Origin of the sequence: Pedobacter faecalis, from assembly GCF_030182585.1 — a bacterium.
GTDB classification, from domain to species: Bacteria; Bacteroidota; Bacteroidia; order Sphingobacteriales; family Sphingobacteriaceae; genus Pedobacter; species Pedobacter faecalis.
Genome location: NZ_JARXOW010000004.1, coordinates 1 through 3,222, shown reverse-complemented (window position 1 = coordinate 3,222; position 3,222 = coordinate 1). Strand labels below are relative to the sequence as shown.

Genomic DNA, 3,222 nt, shown 5'->3' with positions numbered 1-3,222 from the left:
CGGGATAGAAAAGTTCTTTGACATATTGGAAGAAGTTAAAAAAGAAGAGCAAACAACAATAGAGGACTTTGCTGCTTTAGGGCAGTAAAAGAATCAAAAAAAGCATTTCTGTATGCGCAAAAGGGTACAGGAAGAAGAAAGTAATAAAGAGCACACAGGGGATGCCTTGGCTCTCAGAGGCGATGAAGGACGTGATAAGCTGCGATAAGCCGTGGGGATTAGCAAATATGAATTGATCCGCGGATTTCCGAATGGGGAAACCTGGCTGGTTGAAGACCAGTCGTAAAATACGCAAACCTGCCGAACTGAAACATCTAAGTAAGCAGAGGAAGAGAAAATAATAATGATTTCCTGAGTAGTGGCGAGCGAAAGGGAAAGAGCCCAAACCTATTATGTTACGGCATAATGGGGGTTGTAGGACTACGATGTGGTATAGTAGAATGAAGTGGAACAGGATGGGAAGCCTGGCAATATACGGTGATAGCCCGGTACACGTAAGTAATACTAACCTAGTAGTATCCTGAGTACCGCGAGGTCGGAGACGCCTTGTGGGAATCTGCCGGCACCATCCGGTAAGGCTAAATACTCCTGAGAGACCGATAGTGAACCAGTACCGTGAGGGAAAGGTGAAAAGAACCCCGAACAGGGGAGTGAAATAGAACCTGAAACTGTGTGCTTACAAGCGGTCGGAGCTGGCAGGTCCAGTGACGGCGTGCCTTTTGCATAATGAGCCTACGAGTTACTCTTCCCTGGCGAGGTTAAGTGTTTAAGACATGAAGCCGAAGCGAAAGCGAGTCTGAATAGGGCGCATAGTCAGGGGAGGTAGACGCGAAACCTTGTGATCTACCCATGGACAGGTTGAAGGTGCGGTAACACGTACTGGAGGACCGAACCGATAAACGTTGAAAAGTTTCCGGATGATCTGTGGGTAGGGGTGAAAGGCTAATCAAACTGGGAAATAGCTCGTACTCCCCGAAATGTTTTTAGGAACAGCGTCGTGATAGAGTTAAATAGAGGTAGAGCTACTGATTGGGTGCGGGGGAGTCAAATCCTACCAAATCCAGACAAACTCCGAATGCTATTTAATATGCACGGCAGTGAGGCGCGGGGTGCTAAGGTCACGCGCCGAGAGGGAAAGAACCCAGACCATCAGCTAAGGTCCCCAAGTTACAGTTAAGTTGAACTAACGAGGTCCGATTGCACAGACAGCTAGGATGTTGGCTTGGAAGCAGCCATTCATTTAAAGAGTGCGTAACAGCTCACTAGTCGAGCGATCGGGCATGGATAATAAACGGGCATCAAATTGTACACCGAAGCTATGGGTAAATTTATTTACGGTAGGGGAGCATTCCAGCGGCGGCGAAGGTATGACGTAAGTTGTGCTGGAGCTTCTGGAAAAGCAAATGTAGGCATAAGTAACGATAAGGCGGGCGAGAAACCCGCCCACCGAAAGGATAAGGTTTCCTGATCAACGCTAATCGGATCAGGGTTAGTCGGGGCCTAAGGAGAACCCGAAAGGGGTATTCGATGGACAACGGTTTAATATTACCGTACTTTTTATAACTGCGATGTGGGGACGGAGTAGTGACACTGCCGCGATCTGACGGAATAGATCGTTAAAGGCTTTAGGTATTGAATATCCAGGCAAATCCGGATGTTTAGCTGAAGGCCGATAGTACCGCAAACCTTCGGGGGCGCGGATAGTGCAGGTAATCAGACTTCCAAGAAAATCCGCTAAGCTTCAGGTTATAAAAACCCGTACCGCAAACCGACACAGGTATCCGGGAAGAGAATTCTAAGGTGCTCGAGTGAATCATGGCTAAGGAACTCGGCAAAATGGCCCTGTAACTTCGGGAGAAGGGGCGCTGGAGCGATCCAGCCGCAGTGAAAAGGCCCAGGCGACTGTTTAACAAAAACACATGGCTTTGCAAAATCGAAAGATGAGGTATAAGGCCTGACACCTGCCCGGTGCTGGAAGGTTAAGAGGGGATGTTAGTCGCAAGGCGAAGCATTGAATCGAAGCCCCAGTAAACGGCGGCCGTAACTATAACGGTCCTAAGGTAGCGAAATTCCTTGTCGGGTAAGTTCCGACCTGCACGAATGGTGTAACGATCTGGGCGCTGTCTCAGCCATGAGCTCGGTGAAATTGTGGTCCCGGTGAAGACGCCGGGTACCCGCAACGGGACGGAAAGACCCCATGCACCTTCACTACAATTTAACATTGCCATTGGATACAGGATGTGTAGGATAGGTGGGAGACTGTGAAGCGGGTTCGCCAGGATTCGTGGAGTCAACGTTGAAATACCACCCTTTCTGTATTCGGTGTCTAACTCTGCCAAGCGGAGGACATTGTTTGATGGGTAGTTTGACTGGGGTGGTCGCCTCCAAAAAGGTAACGGAGGCTTTCAAAGGTAAGCTCAATACGCTTGGTAACCGTATGAGGAGTGCAATAGCATAAGCTTGCTTGACTGTGAGACAGACAAGTCGATCAGGGTCGAAAGACGGATATAGTGATCCGGTGGTTCTGCATGGAAGGGCCATCGCTCAAAGGATAAAAGGTACGCTGGGGATAACAGGCTGATCTCCCCCAAGAGCTCATATCGACGGGGAGGTTTGGCACCTCGATGTCGGCTCGTCACATCCTGGGGCTGGAGAAGGTCCCAAGGGTTCGGCTGTTCGCCGATTAAAGTGGCACGCGAGCTGGGTTCAGAACGTCGCGAGACAGTTCGGTCCCTATCTGTTGTGGGCGTTGGAATTTTGAGTGGGGCTGACCTTAGTACGAGAGGACCGGGTTGGACTAGCCTCTAGTGAATCTGTTGTTCCGCCAGGGGCATTGCAGAGTAGCTACGCTGGGAATAGATAAGCGCTGAAAGCATCTAAGTGCGAAACTAGCCACGAGATGAGAATTCCATTAGAGGATCGTAGCAGACTACTACGTTGATAGGTTACAGATGTAAAGATGGTGACATCAAAGTCGAGTAATACTAATCATCCGAAGCTTTCTAACAAGCAACAACGTTGTTTGCTCTTCACGTTTAACTTCTTTCAATAATATGTCATTGTTTAGGCCAAGGGTAATCCCAAAGCCAAAACAATAAAAATCTTCAGGTGCCTATATCGGTGGTGTCCACCTCTTCCCATTCCGAACAGAGAAGTTAAGCCCACCAGAGCCAATGGTACTGCGGTAACACGTGGGAGAGTAGGTCGGTGCCAGATCTTAAA

2 rRNA genes are annotated in these 3,222 nt (G+C 49.0%); both read left to right on the top strand.

Features of this window, described 5'->3' with window-relative positions:
• Positions 1 to 134: 134 nt before the first annotated feature.
• Positions 135 to 3,007, top strand: a 23S ribosomal RNA gene (locus QEP07_RS16510).
• Positions 3,008 to 3,104: 97 nt separating this feature from the next.
• Positions 3,105 to 3,216: ribosomal RNA gene (gene rrf, locus QEP07_RS16505) — 5S ribosomal RNA — on the top strand.
• Positions 3,217 to 3,222 lie beyond the last annotated feature (6 nt).